This is a genomic window from Pseudarthrobacter sp. MDT3-1, from assembly GCF_054510755.1.
In genome coordinates this window covers 139,069-151,555 of record NZ_JBTNDX010000007.1, presented here as the reverse complement: position 1 = coordinate 151,555, position 12,487 = coordinate 139,069, and the positions used below count along the sequence as shown (strand labels likewise).

Annotated in this window: 12 protein-coding genes; 8 read left to right on the top strand and 4 right to left on the bottom strand. The window is 66.8% G+C overall.

What is annotated here, in order from left to right:
• Positions 1–7: 7 nt before the first annotated feature.
• Positions 8–727, bottom strand: coding sequence for an NADPH-dependent F420 reductase (locus tag ACX80X_RS07760; RefSeq protein ID WP_252610206.1), 720 nt, complete (start codon positions 725–727; stop codon positions 8–10).
• 212 nt (positions 728–939) lie between these two features.
• Here ACX80X_RS07760 and ACX80X_RS07755 point away from each other — a divergent pair, with 212 nt between their 5' ends.
• Positions 940–1,776, top strand: coding sequence for a DUF1684 domain-containing protein (locus ACX80X_RS07755; RefSeq protein ID WP_459311668.1), 837 nt, complete (start codon positions 940–942; stop codon positions 1,774–1,776).
• A gap of 65 nt (positions 1,777–1,841) precedes the next feature.
• On the opposite strand, the gene ACX80X_RS07750 is transcribed toward ACX80X_RS07755, so the two are convergent.
• Together ACX80X_RS07750 and ACX80X_RS07745 are read right to left on the bottom strand one after the other, a co-directional pair.
• Positions 1,842–3,122 (bottom strand): acyl-CoA dehydrogenase family protein, encoded by a 1,281-nt coding sequence (locus tag ACX80X_RS07750; RefSeq protein WP_459311666.1) that lies wholly within the window; start codon positions 3,120–3,122, stop codon positions 1,842–1,844.
• Positions 3,119–3,943 carry an SDR family NAD(P)-dependent oxidoreductase gene (locus ACX80X_RS07745; RefSeq protein WP_459311664.1) on the bottom strand — a complete coding sequence of 275 codons (825 nt, stop codon included), beginning with the start codon at positions 3,941–3,943 and terminating at the stop codon, positions 3,119–3,121. Before ACX80X_RS07745 ends, ACX80X_RS07750 begins: the two co-directional genes overlap by 4 nt.
• A 103-nt stretch (positions 3,944–4,046) precedes the next feature.
• Here ACX80X_RS07745 and ACX80X_RS07740 point away from each other — a divergent pair, with 103 nt between their 5' ends.
• The 4 genes from ACX80X_RS07740 to ACX80X_RS07725 all read left to right on the top strand — a co-directional run bounded on the left by ACX80X_RS07740 (position 4,047) and on the right by ACX80X_RS07725 (position 9,173).
• Positions 4,047–5,210 carry a glycoside hydrolase family 76 protein gene (locus tag ACX80X_RS07740; RefSeq protein ID WP_459311662.1) on the top strand — a complete coding sequence of 388 codons (1,164 nt, stop codon included), beginning with the start codon at positions 4,047–4,049 and terminating at the stop codon, positions 5,208–5,210.
• A 169-nt stretch (positions 5,211–5,379) separates the two neighbouring features.
• On the top strand, positions 5,380–6,432 hold the full coding sequence (locus tag ACX80X_RS07735) for an iron ABC transporter substrate-binding protein (RefSeq protein WP_252599809.1): 1,053 nt from the start codon (positions 5,380–5,382) through the stop codon (positions 6,430–6,432).
• Positions 6,433–6,471: 39 nt separating this feature from the next.
• Complete coding sequence (locus tag ACX80X_RS07730; protein ID WP_459311695.1) at positions 6,472–8,010, top strand: ABC transporter permease; 1,539 nt, start codon at positions 6,472–6,474, stop codon at positions 8,008–8,010.
• Positions 8,007–9,173, top strand: coding sequence for an ABC transporter ATP-binding protein (locus ACX80X_RS07725; protein WP_252599810.1), 1,167 nt, complete (start codon positions 8,007–8,009; stop codon positions 9,171–9,173). The genes ACX80X_RS07730 and ACX80X_RS07725 overlap by 4 nt, the downstream gene beginning before the upstream one ends.
• A gap of 44 nt (positions 9,174–9,217) precedes the next feature.
• Here the strand turns inward: ACX80X_RS07725 and ACX80X_RS07720 are convergent, their stop codons facing one another.
• Positions 9,218–9,817, bottom strand: a complete 600-nt coding sequence (locus tag ACX80X_RS07720; RefSeq protein WP_252610196.1) for a YdeI/OmpD-associated family protein — start codon at positions 9,815–9,817, stop codon at positions 9,218–9,220.
• Positions 9,818–9,894: 77 nt separating this feature from the next.
• Here ACX80X_RS07720 and ACX80X_RS07715 point away from each other — a divergent pair, with 77 nt between their 5' ends.
• From ACX80X_RS07715 to ACX80X_RS07705, 3 genes are all read left to right on the top strand, one after another.
• Positions 9,895–10,662 (top strand): VOC family protein, encoded by a 768-nt coding sequence (locus tag ACX80X_RS07715; RefSeq protein ID WP_252599812.1) that lies wholly within the window; start codon positions 9,895–9,897, stop codon positions 10,660–10,662.
• A 146-nt stretch (positions 10,663–10,808) separates the two neighbouring features.
• On the top strand, positions 10,809–11,348 hold the full coding sequence (locus ACX80X_RS07710; protein ID WP_056349560.1) for an NUDIX hydrolase family protein: 540 nt from the start codon (positions 10,809–10,811) through the stop codon (positions 11,346–11,348).
• A gap of 86 nt (positions 11,349–11,434) precedes the next feature.
• Positions 11,435–12,487 (top strand): DUF6707 family protein, encoded by a 1,053-nt coding sequence (locus ACX80X_RS07705; protein ID WP_252599813.1) that lies wholly within the window; start codon positions 11,435–11,437, stop codon positions 12,485–12,487.

Sequence of the window (12,487 nt, the reverse complement as noted above, 5' to 3'; positions counted from 1 at the left end):
ATCCGTCTCAGATATTGCGCCGGTCTCCGCCCCTGCCGCGCCGGACTTCAGCGGCGATCTTGAAATTGAAATCCGGCGTCCCCAGCACCGACCACAGGCGCAGCCACACCGGGAGCATCATCTCCGCTCCCCGAGCGGTGGTGATGTCTCCGAGGTCAATAATATCGCGGTGGCCCAGCTCCTGGCGGAGCGCCGTCACGGTGTTCTTGGCACCGGCGTCGTCGCCGGAGACAAACACCGAGTGGTCCCCGCCGCCCAGCCGTCCGGGGTCAACCATCAGCCCTGCGTTCATCGTGTTCAGGGTTTTGACCACCCGCGCCTCCGGAAACGCGTGCTGGATCCGTTCGGCGTTGCTGTCCGTGTTGACCGGGTTCAGCACCGGCGGCATGCCCTGGGAGAAGTCGAGCGGGTTGGAAACGTCCACCACCACTTTCCCCGACAGGTTGGCCGAACGCGCGGCACTGAGGGCACTGAGGGCGCCCGCTCCGTTCGTTGCATTGACTATCAGTTCCGCCGCGGCTGCGGCCTCCGCGAACGTTTCCAGGGCTATGTGCTGGTTCGCTGCGTGCCATTCGCTGAAGGGCGGCGTGCCCATGGCGTCCGGCGCGCTGCGGGCGAGAGCCTCCCCCGGGTCGCGAGTACCCACCACCACGTCGTGTCCCAGCGCGGACAGCGCGCCCGCGAGGGTCCGGCCTGCGAAACCCGTGCCAAGGACCGCGATTTTCATGGTTCCTCCAAGGTCAGCCGTGGGAGTCCGGAAACGAAGCTCCGCCGCTTTCGACGTTACTCTCCGCCGCCTGCAAGACAAGGGCCGCGGCAGCAACGCGGCGCGAGGTCCGTGGTGCTCCGCGGCGGTCCGTGGTGGAATGGACTGCGTCCGCGCCGGGTTGTAAACCCTGACGTCGTAGCCGGGGAATCAGAACCCCTTTTGGAGGAACCATGGACACCACCGCAACCGCGCAGCTGGAACGCTGGCAGCGTTTCCGCACGAACCGGAACAAGGCCCTCGCCACCCGCCACGGCTGGCTGACGCTCACCTCCTTCCAGTGGCTGGAATCCCGGCCCGCCGCCATCGACGTCGCCCCCGGCCTCTGGTCAACGGACGGCACGACGGCGACACTCACCGCTGTGGCGCACGACGGCCTGACGCTGGTGGAAACGGGCGAGCCCATTGACGGGACCATCACCGTCTCCCTCGCCAACGAGGAATCCCTGATGTGGGTGCAGTTCGGCGGCGCGGACGGGCAGCAGGTAGTGGTGGAACTCGCCATGCGCGCAGACCGGTACGCCATCCGGACCCGCGATTCCGGCTCGCCGGTGCTGACGGAGTTCGACGGCGTTCCCACGTTCGACTACAACCCGGACCTCGTGATTGAGGCCGCCTACGAGGCGTATCCGGAACCGGTGGCCGTCCCGGTCGGAACGGCCAATCCGCTGGTGGACGGCGTCCATTATTCAGTGGGCGAGGTGGTTTTCCGGCTGCCGGGCGTCGAGCACCAGTACCGTCTGCACGCCGAGGAGGAAAAACTGGGCGCACTGACCATCACGTTCCATGACGGGACCAACGGTGAATCAACGGATGAGTGGCGGAAAGTCTCCACGCCCCGGCCACGCATTGACGCGGCCGGGAAGGCCACGGTGGTCCTGGACTTCAACCGCGCCATCAACTACCCCAGCGCCTTCACCCCGTTTGGCACCTGCCCCATGCCCGTGAAGAACAACAGCCTCGACGCGAAGATCGAAGCCGGCGAAAAGCAGCCTCTCCTCGCTGATTGAGCGCGAAAGGACACTTAAGCCCAGCGGAACGGGGCCTCAAATGTCCTTTCGCGCTAAATGGTGGGTCAGACGATCGCTGAGACGCCGGTGACCGCCCGGCCCACAATGAGCGTGTTGATTTCGAACGAGCCCTCGTAGGTGTAGATGGCCTCGGCGTCGGCGAAGATTTTGGCCATCCGGTAGTCGGTCACGATGCCGTTGCCGCCCAGGAGGGACCGGCCCAGCGCCACTGTCTCGCGCATCCGGGCGCTGGTGTAGGACTTGGCGAGGGCCACCTGCGGCATGTCCGCCACGCCGTCGTCCTGCAGCTGGGCAATACGCGCCATCATGGCCATGCTGGCTACGGCGTTGCCCAGCATGGTGACCAGCTGCTGCTGGATGAGCTGGAATTTCGCCAGCGGCCGGCCGAACTGGTGGCGTTCGACGGCGTACTGCCGGGCGACGTCGAACGCCGCCAGCTGCTGCCCCACCGCCTGCCATCCCACCATGATCCGCGAGCCACGCAGGAGCTGGTTGGTGTCCTCGAAACTGCTGATGCCGGCGAATCGGTCGGCCTCGGCGACCTGGACATCCTTAAGCACAATGTCCGCGTTCTGCACGGTCCGGAGCGCAATCTTGTTCTCGATCCGGCTCCGGCTCACGCCCGGCAAGGAAGCATCAACGATGAACCCTCGGACCGCGCCCTGCCCGTTGGCAGCCACGGCCTCGTCCTTGGCCCACACGAGCATGTAGTCGCAGAACGTCCCGTTCCCGATCCAGCGCTTGGCGCCGTTGAGCACCCACGCGTCGCCGTCGTCGTCGGGCTCTCCCGTTGCACTGGAGATGCGCCGGGCACTCGTTTCCATCCCGCCGGCAACGTCCGAACCGTGGTCGGGTTCGGTGAGCGCGAAGGCGCCCGTGATACGCAGGCTTGAGGCGTCCGCAAGCAGCCGCTCTTTCTGGCCGGCCGAACCGAAACCGTAGAGCGATTCCACAAAAAGGTCGTGGTGGACCAGGAAAAATGTTGCGATCGAGGTATCGACGCGCGTCATCTCTGCGATGACCAGTCCGGCGAACAGGTTGCTGTAGCCGCGCTGCGCCGGTGTGCTCAGCTCCAGCGCGGCGAGCTTGGGCAGGATGTGCGCCGGGAACTCCGCCTTGTTCCACCAGTCCGACGCGTAGGGGGCGATCTCCGTGGCCAGAAACTCCCGCAGCTCGGCCAGCTTGGCCCGCTCCTTCGAGCTGAGGAGTGACTCGAACGCGAAAAAATCGGCGGTGGGCAGCTCGTCGATCGCCCGTTCGGTGGCGGAGGGTTCAGTGGTGGAGGGCTCGGTGGTGGAGGGCTCGGATGTGCCCGGCAGGCTCATTTCGGCCCCATTCGGATGGCACCGTCGAGCCGGATGGTTTCGCCGTTGATCATCGCATTTTCCACGATGTGGGCCACCAGATTCGCGTATTCGGCGGGCCGGCCAAGGCGCGACGGATGCGGGACCTGCCGGCCCAGCGAATCCTGCGTGTCCTGCGGGAGCGTTGCCATCATGGGTGTTTCAAAGATGCCCGGGGCGATGGTCACCACCCGCACCAGGGAGCGGGCCAGCTCACGGGCCAGCGGCAGCGTCATGGCGGCGACTGCGCCCTTGGAAGCGGCGTAGGCGGGCTGGCCGATCTGCCCGTCGAAAGCTGCCACGGAGGCGGTGTTGATGATGACGCCGCGCTCGGGGCCGCCGAGCTCAGTACTGATCGGTTCGGTGGATACCATGGCCGCGGCGGCCAGGCGCAGCACGTTGAACGTCCCGATGAGGTTGACCTGGATGACGCGGTTGAACGTGTCCAGCGGAAGGACGCCGTCCCGGCCCAGGACCTTGCCCGGCGTGGCGACGCCGGCGCAGTTGACAACAATGCGCAGGGGTCCCAGCGCCACGGCAGTGTCGACGGCGGCCTGCACCTCAGCCTCATTGGTGACGTCCGCGGGGACAAAGGCCGCTTGTGCCCCCGAACCGCCGGCGGCGTTCAGCGCTGCCACGTTCAGCGCTGAGGCGTTGAGCTCGGCGGCGTAGGCTGCACCGGCAGAGGACGGCAGGTCGATCAGCACCACCGAGGCGCCGGCGTCGAACAGGCGCTTCGCTGTGGCAGCGCCCAGCCCGGAAGCCCCACCCGTAATCAGCGCGACAGTACCCAAGACGTCCATACATCCTCCTTGATGCGGCCCCAACACCATAAGACCGGCGCGGAACATTAGTTAGTGCATGTTAACTGAAAATCCTGTGGGCCGCACCCACTAGGCTGAACGGATGACCATGCCGGATGCCGAACCTGCCCACTGGCAGGACCGGGCCAACGTGGCGGCCCGCTCCGTCACCGGACTCTTCGGCCGGCGGCTGCTGTTCCTGCCGGGAACCCACCTGGCCGCCGTGCAATGGCCGTCAAAACACCTGAAGAACCTCCTCCACCCCTGGCACTACTGGTGGCAGGCGCACTACGTGGACTGCCTGGTGGATGCCGGGCGCCGCGAACTGGGCAACAGAGCCACCCCCGCGGCAAGGTTCAACGGCGCGCACCACCCCAGTGCCGGCAGGCTCGCGTCCAGGCTGGTCACGGGCATCCGGCTGCGCAACGCCTTCACCTTCGTCAACAACTACTACGACGACATGGCCTGGCTGGCGCTGGCGACGCACCGTCTGCAAAGCCTGGCCGAGGAGACGCGGCAGCCCGGTCGCCGCCGGAACGCCAGGGTCCGCAAGACGCTGACCCTGCAGTTCGATTCCGCCTCCACCGACGACCTCGGCGGCGGGACCTTCTGGAGCAAAAAGCGCGACTTCAAGAACACTCCGGCCACCGCCCCCGTAGCGCTCTACTACGCCCGGACAGGCCAGGAGGCCAAGGCGCAGCGGTTGGTGGACTGGCTCAATGGCGTGCTGTTTGATCAGGCCCGGGGCCTCTATGTTGACGGGGCGCGGCTCAGCCCGGCTGGCGAAGTGCTAGTGGAGAACAACCTCTACACCTACAACCAAGGCCCCGTACTGGGAGCCTTGCTGGAGCTCGGCGGCGACGCCAACCTCGCCAGGGCCGCGGCACTGGTGGCCGCGGTCGCAAAGCGGCTCACCGTACCGGGGCAGCGCATCCTCCGCTGCGATGGAACGGGCGACGGCGGACTCTTCACCGGGATTCTCTGCCGATACCTGGCACTCGCGGCCGTCGATGCCCGGCTCCCGGAGTCCGCCCGGAACACCGCGCAGGAGCTCGTGACAGCTACTGCCGAAGCCTTCTGGGCGGGCCGCCGGCCGGCCGGCCGCGGAGCGGCATCAGCCACGGCTGGGAACGTCCTGTTCTCCATCCACGCGGCACAACCGGCGGACACAACCTATCCGCCAGGTGCCGCCGTCGAACTTTCCACCCAGCTGCAGGCCTGGATGGCGCTGGAGGCCGCAGCGGCCATCCACAAAAGCCGTGAATGAATTAGGGCACGCAACAGTTCCGTAATGCATGTGATCCTGATCACTTAAGGGCTATGCCGCTTGGTGTCTTAGGTTTGGCTAACCTACAGTTTCTCGGGTGAGCCACCCCTTTATCCCCAGCTCACCAGGACCGTCGGTCCACACACTTTTCCCCAGAAAGTAGCACTCAATGAAGATCCGCAACAGCGCTCTGGCCGGCATCGCACTCGCCGCCACCGCAGCCTTGGGACTGACCGCCTGCGGCGGCACCACCCCGGCAGCCACCGGTTCCGCCTCTGCAGACGCCAAGGTGTCCGGCGAGATCACGGTCTACAACGCACAGCACGAATCCATGACCAAGGCCTGGGTGGAAGAGTTCACCAAGGAGACCGGCGTCAAGGTGACCCTGCGCCAGGGCAAGGACACCGAGATGTCCAACCAGATCATCCAGGAGGGCGACAAGTCCCCGGCTGACGTCTTCATCACCGAGAACTCCCCCGCCATGACCCAGGTGGAAAACGCAGGCCTGTTCGCCGATCTCACCGACGAGGTCAAGAAGCAGGTTCCGGCCGAGTACCGCCCGTCCACCAACAAGTGGACCGGCGTCGCAGCCCGCTCCACCGTGTTCGTGTACAACAAGGAAAAGCTCACCGAAGATAAGCTGCCCAAGTCCCTCTCTGACCTGGCCGGTCCGGAGTGGAAGGGCCGCTGGGGCGCATCGCCGTCCGGCGCCGACTTCCAGGCGATCGTATCCGCCTACCTTGAACTCAAGGGCGAGGCCGAAACCGAGAAGTGGCTCACGGCCATGAAGGAAAACTTCAAGGGCTACCAGGGCAACGGTGCGGTCATGAAGGCTGTCAACGCCGGTGAAATCGAAGGTGGCGTTATTTACCACTACTACTACTTCGGTGACCAGGCCAAGACCGGCGAGAACTCCAAGAACGTGGCCAGCCACTACTTCAAGAACCAGGATCCGGGCGCATTTGTCTCCGTATCCGGCGGTGGCGTGCTGAAGTCCTCCAAGAACAAGGCTGCTGCCGACGCGTTCCTCGCCTTCATCACGGGCAAGAAGGGCCAGGAGCAGCTGCAGACGGGCAAGGACTTCGAGTACACCGTGGGCGCCGGCGTGGCATCCAACGACAAGTTGGTTCCGCTGGCCGAACTGCAGGCACCGACGGTTGACTCCTCCAAGCTGAACTCCAAGAAGGTCACGGAGCTGATGACCAAGGCCGGTCTGCTCTAGCTTTTGGTTTCAACCCCAGAACTAACCGCCAAAGCGGCGATGGCGGGCAAGGGCAACAACCCTCGCCCGCCATTGGCGGTTGCGCTCCTGGCCACACTGCTGGCCCTGTTCGCCCTCATCCCGCTGGGCTATGTCATCTACATGACGGCGGTCACTGGCTGGGATGCCAGCATTGAGCTGATCTTCCGCCCCCGGGTGGGCGAACTGCTGGTCAACACCCTCCTGCTGATGCTCATCGTGGTGCCCGCAACTCTGGTGGCGGGCGTGGGCGGCGCGTGGCTGGTGGAACGCACCAAGCTGCAGGGCCACAAGTGGTGGGCCGTGCTCCTGGCGGCGCCGCTGGCCATTCCCGCGTTTGTGAACAGCTACGCCTGGGTGTCCGCCATCCCTTCCCTGGAAGGCGTCTGGTCAGGCGCGCTGATCGCCACTCTGTCCTACTTCCCGCTGGTCTACATTCCGGCCGCGGCCACGCTCAGCCGGCTGGATCCGGCCATCGAGCAGTCCGCGGCGTCCCTGGGCCTGGGCCCGTGGCAGGTCTTCTTCCGCGTGGTGCTGCCCCAGCTGCGCATCGCCGTCACCGGCGGTGGCCTGCTGGTGGGCCTGCACCTGCTGGCCGAGTACGGCGCCTTCGCGATGATCCGCTTTGAGACGTTTACGACGGCGATCATGCAGCAGTACGCTTCCACGTTCAACGGCACGGCGGGAAATATGCTGGCCAGCGTCCTGGTGTTCTTCTGCCTGATCCTCCTGGTGCTGGAGGTCCGCAGCCGCGGCACGGCCCGCTACGCGCGGATCGGCTCCGGCGCCCAGTCCAAGCCCCTGCGGCTCCCCCTGCACCGCTACCAGGTTCCCGCCCAGCTGGGACTGATGGCGCTCACTGGCCTGGCGTTCGGCCTGCCGCTGTGGTTTGTGATCCGCTGGATCGTGGCCGGCGGCGCCGAGATCTGGGATGTGGACGAGTTTGTCCCCGCACTGCTGCAGACCCTGGGGCTGGGCCTTGCCGGCGCAGTGGCCGCGACTGTTGTCGCCTTCCCCATGGCGTACCTGGCCGTCCGGCATCCAGGGTGGTTCAGCAAGTCCCTGGAGCTCTCCAACTACGTCACCAGTTCCATGCCCGGCATCGTAGTGGGTCTGGCCTTCGTCACCGTGGCCATCAACGTTGCCCCGGACATCTACCAGACCACCGGGCTGCTGGTGGCCGCATACGTGCTGCTGTTCATTCCGCGCGCGTTGGTGAACATCCGCGCCGGGCTGGCACAGGCCCCCAAGGAACTGGACGAAGCGGCCCGCGCCCTGGGCAGGTCTCCGTTCAATGCCTTCCTGAAGATCACGTTGCGCCTCACGGCGCCCGCGGCCGCCGGCGGCGCAGCGCTGGTGTTCCTCGCCGTCGTGACCGAACTGACCGCCACGCTGCTGCTCTCCCCCAATGGGACCAGAACCCTGGCCAGCGCGTTCTGGAGCAAGAGCAGCGAAATCGACTACGCCGGCGCAGCCCCGTATGCCCTGCTGATGATCCTGCTCTCGGCACCCATGACCTACCTTCTCTTCCAGCAGTCCAAGAAAGTGGCCGGACAGTGACCGAACAATCCCCCGCCAGGCTTCCGGAACCGCGGATCGCGCCGTCGGTGGCACCCACCACCAACAGCCATCTGCAGATCACCGACGTCACCAAGAACTTCGGTTCCCAGGCCGTCCTCAAAGGCGTCAACCTATCCGTGGCCAAGGGCGGGACCACTGCCATCGTGGGACCCTCCGGCTCGGGAAAGACCACCCTCCTGCGGCTGATCGCCGGCTTTGAACACCCCGCCACCGGCAGCATCTCGCTCAACGGCAGCAAGGTGGCGGGCGACGGCGTGTGGTTGCCTGCGCATAAGCGCCAGGTGGGGTACGTGGCTCAGGACGGGGCGCTTTTCCCGCACCTGACGGTGGGCCAGAACATCGCGTTCGGCCTGGACACGGCCAAGCTCGCGGGTGGCCGCCGCGGGGCCGCGGGCCGCATCAGCGAGCTGCTGGACATGGTCTCCCTGGACGCCTCCATGGCCAAGCGGCGGCCGCACCAGCTCTCCGGCGGGCAACAGCAGCGTGTGGCCCTGGCCCGTGCACTAGCCCGCGAACCCGAACTGATGCTGCTGGACGAGCCCTTTTCAGCCCTGGACGCCGGCCTGCGCGTGGCAACCCGGCGGGCCGTGGCCAAGGTCCTCAACAAAGCCGGCGTCACCACCGTCCTGGTCACCCACGACCAGGCCGAGGCCCTGTCCTTCGCGGACCAGGTGGCCGTGATGCGCGGCGGCAAGCTGGCCCAGATCGGCAACCCGTTTGTGGTTTATACCCGCCCCGCCGACCGCGCCACCGCGGAATTCCTGGGCGACGCCGTCATCCTGGACGCCTGGATGGAAGGCTCGCTGGCCACCTGCTCGCTGGGCGGAATCCCTGTCCGCCGCCCGCCGGCCCAGGGCCGCGTGCAGCTGATGCTGCGTCCTGAGCAGATCCGCATTGCCGAGGATGGCCCCATCCGCGGCGTGGTGGTGGACACCGACTACTTCGGCCCGGAAACCACCGTGCGCCTCAAACTCTCTGTGCCACCCGAACTGGCCGACCGCGCCGACCACCGCTACCCCGGCGGCGGCGAAGTCATCACCATCCGGCACTGGAACGCCTCCATTGCCCGGCCGGGAATGGAACTCTGCCTGCGCGTGGTGGGCGAAGCCGTCGCCTTCCCGCTCGACCCCGCTTGTGATTGAGCCCGTCGCGCACCGGTGATTGAGCCCGTCGAAATCCGCCGCTACTAACCTCCGGCCGGCTTCTTCTTCTGCGGATACGGCGCCTCGCCCCGGGCCAGCATCTCCACAAAGCCGGCGATTTTCCGTTCCCGCGTGGACGCCTGCTTCACGGAATTCGTCCGGTAAATCAGGGCATACCGGTTCACCGAGGTAAGGACGTCGAACATGGCCTGGGCAGCGGGGACGGCAGCGATGGCGGCGGCCAGATCCGGCGGAACTTCCGCCGTCGCCTGCCCCACATAGGCCGCTTCCCAGCGCCCGTCCGCCTTGGCGGCGTCGACCGCGGCGCGGCCGGCCGCAGTCATCCGGCCGTCAGCCTCGAGCTTCCCGATGCGGTCCACATTCCGCGCCGACCAGACGCTCTTCGGGCCGCGGCGGGTCATCCGCTGGAAGGAACTGTCGTCGTCGCGCCTTTTGCCCTGACCGTCGATCCAGCCAAAGCACAGTGCCTCCTGCAACGCTGCTTCGTAGTCCAGTTCAGTGGCGTTGCCGCCCTTCTTATGCAGCACCAGCCAGACGCCGGGGCTGGTGGCGTGGTGCTGTTCCAGCCACAGCCGCCACTCCGCCGCGTCCGCTACCAGCAGTTCCTCGAGTTCAATGGCCATGGCCCTATTCTGCCCGCCTTCTGCTGGAAGTGGCATGATGGCGGTAGCCGACCTGTCCTGGTTTCGGGGAGGAACCCATGCTGCGTGTCAGACCCGTCCATTTCACCTCCCGGCCGGACAGTTGGGAACAGCTCCTGGCTGCCCTGGGCCTGGCCAAGACCGTCGATGACGGCCCATGGCGGGAGTTCGACGCCGGTTCCGGCCGGCTGGCCCTGCACGTGGCCGACGCCGGCGGCACGGACGACGGCACCACTGCCTTGGGCGTGGAGGTGGGCGATCTGGCGGAATTCGGGCGGCGCACCGCCCTGGCCGCGGAGGAATCCGGGAACACGGTCGCCGAGCTCATCGCCGCCGATCACGGCGAGTCGTGCCGCATCACCGGCCGGGACGGCTTCAGCTTCCTGGCGGACAAAGGCGCCCGGGAGACGAACGCGGCTGACGCTGATCCGGCGCTGACCGTCGTCGGGGTCTGGTTTACGGAGGATCCCGGCGCCGCCGCCGTGACGCTGCAGGACATCGGCGCCAGGTTCCGCCCTGTCCCGGACGCCGACGAAACCGCCGACTTTACCGCCAAGAACGGCGGGGTGCTGATGGTGCGGCCGGCATCCGGGCCGCCGCGGTCCGGCCTGGGATTTGAGTACGACGGCGATCTGGGCGCCTTGCGGGACCGGCTCACCGCCGCCGGGCTGGACGTCAGCGAAACCGAGGAAGCCTTCGGCCGGACCCTGCACGTGGCCAACCCCGACGCCGCGGGCAGCGCAGGTACCGCCGACACAGCCGCAGCCACAACCGCCCCGCATGTCCCGCCCACGCTCTGGATCTCGCAGCGCCTCGCCGCGCCGTGATCCGCTCCAATCCGGACCGGGGTGCCCGGGGCTGTCTCTGCGGATAAGCCCGCCGAGGGGTGAGATTCCGGCGCTTTGGGCGCCGCTTTACGCTGATAGCTCACCCCTCAGCGGTCCGAGGCCGCCCAATGGGGTAAAACTTAACCATGAACGTTCGCACTCCTGACCCCAATCCCGGCTGGCTCTCCGAAGAAGACCTCTTTGAGGCCCGCGGGAGGCTCCCCATGATCTATGTGGAGGCCGTGCCGGTGAGGCTGGATCCGCTGGGTTTTGTGAACGAGGTCGGTACGCTGCTCCAGGCCGACGAGGACGGGAACATGATCCGGTCGCTGGTTTCGGGCCGCGTGATCTACCGCGAGACAATCCGCGCCGCACTCCTGCGCCATATGGAAAAGGACCTGGGGCCGCTCGCGTTTCCGCAGCTCCCCATCAGCCCGGTCCCCTTCACGGTGGCCGAATACTTCCCGGCCCCGTCCCAGACCGGCTTCACCGACGACCGCCAACACGCCGTATCGTTGGCGTATGTCATCCCCGTGACCGGCGAATGCGAACCCCGCCAGGATGCCCTGGAACTGACCTGGATGACCCCGGCGGAAGTGCTAAGCCCCGACGTCCAGCTCGAATTCAGCGGCGGCCGCGGCGCCCTGGTCCGCCAGGCGCTGGCCTTTGCGGGCGTGGGTCACTGACGCCCGCGGGTTCCCCGGCGTCCCCGACTTCCGGCGCCCCGCTTTGTAGACTGTAGGGCGGACCGCAAGAGAACTTAAGGACTCCCATGACCGAAAACCCAGCCGCCAGGCACTACAGCGAACAGCAGGCTGGATCTCTGACCACCGGCGATCAGCTCCTCCTCCCCGACGGTGAACGCACCGCCGAAATCCAGCACGTGGAGTTTGAACCGGACGATTTCGGGACCCCTGCGGTGGTCCTGGCAAACCTCACCGGCGGCGGCACCCTCCGCATCGCGGCCGGCTCCACCGTAAAGATCCTGGACACAACAGTCAGGGTCATCACGGTTCCGGACACCACCGTTCGGGGCACCCCCGTTCAGGACACGACGCCCGACGCCGTCACGCAGCTTACGGTCGCGGCGCAACACCCTGCCGAACAGCCCCAGCACACCGGCGAAGCGGGGGCAGCCCCGGCGGCTCCCGCCGTCGTCGTACCTCCCCCGCCGGCCATCCCGCCCGCGATGAGCGGCCCGTCCGCGGAAGAACTGGCGCGGATTCCGGCGCCGCAGGGCACACCCGAAGCGGTGGTGGAGGCTGCCGCGGAAGCCCACCCGGACGCCGTTGGCGTGCTGCTGCTGGCGGACAAGCTGGCCAAGGGCATCAACTTCAAGTCCGGCAGCTGCCTCAAGGACCTCAGCGACCTGGCCCACGAGCTGTTCATCACGCTCAAGGATCCGGACGGGGCGCTCACCGTGGCGGACCTGCTCAACGTCCTCCCGTTCGACGGCAACCCGGGCCGGTGGGCGTCCGTGGAGGCGTCGCTGGCGTTGTCCAGCTTCATCTGCCGCCAGGACCGGCAGGAGGAGCGCGCCGAAGTCTATGAAAAGCTGCTGCGTTTGCCGGAAACCCAGGAAACGGACCCGTTCAAGGCGCGGATGAACGCCAAGGTGCGCCAGCGTTCGCTGAACGAACCCAACCTGTACGACAAAGAGATCTTCCGCTCGATCGACAACTCCAACCACGAGGCCGAGCGGGAGTGGCGGCTGCTGCGCCTCGAATCCCTGCTGTTCCTGCGCGCACACGGCGGGTCTGAGACGATCGGCGTGGGCGAACTCCAGCGCCGGATCAGCAACGAACTCGAGGCCGTCCGGGCCTAA